At 68.0% G+C, this 557-nt stretch carries 1 protein-coding gene and 1 pseudogene; one reads left to right on the forward strand and one right to left on the reverse strand.

What is annotated here, in order from left to right:
* Positions 1-153, forward strand: a pseudogene (locus CCN42_RS38945) (IS5/IS1182 family transposase); the annotation flags it as partial.
* A 15-nt stretch (positions 154-168) separates the two neighbouring features.
* On the opposite strand, the gene CCN42_RS38950 reads toward CCN42_RS38945, so the two are convergent.
* On the reverse strand, positions 169-557 hold a 389-nt coding region (locus tag CCN42_RS38950), incomplete at its 5' end, for a transposase (protein WP_143662191.1).

A 557-nucleotide genomic window follows, 5' to 3' on the forward strand; every position in this document is an offset into this window, starting at 1 on the left:
GTCGAACGCTGCTTCAACCGCTTCAAGCAGTTCCGCGCGATCGCCACCCGCTTCGACAAAGTCGCCGCCCGCTACAAGGCCGGCATCCACGTCGCCTCACTCATCCTCTGGCTCCGCGAACCCAACCAAGATCCTTTGTCAGACAGGGCCTAGGTTCTGTCTCTTTGGTCAGCGTCGGGTCCAGATAAGGATGCCCGCGAGGTGGAGTGCGGCCTGGTAGGCGATCGCGAGCTTGTCGGTTCGCGTAGCCAGGCCGCGCCACTGCTTGAGGCGGTTGATGCACCGCTCGACGGTGTTCCGCTGCTTGTATGCCTCGCTGTCGAAGCCGGGCGGACGGCCGCCGAGCCGGCCTCGCCGCAGACGATGGCCGACTTGGTCGGACGGCTGCGGGATGACCGCACGGATGCCCCGGCGCCGCAGATGGGCGCGGATGGCACGTGAGGAATACGCGCGGTCGGCCAGAACGGCCAGGGGCCGGGTCCGTGGCCTGCCCGGGCCCGTGCGGGGCACGCGGATCCGCGACATCACCGTCTCGAAGGCGGGTGCATCACCTGCCT

The organism is Streptomyces glaucescens (genome assembly GCF_002154375.1).
GTDB lineage: Bacteria > Actinomycetota > Actinomycetes > Streptomycetales > Streptomycetaceae > Streptomyces > Streptomyces glaucescens.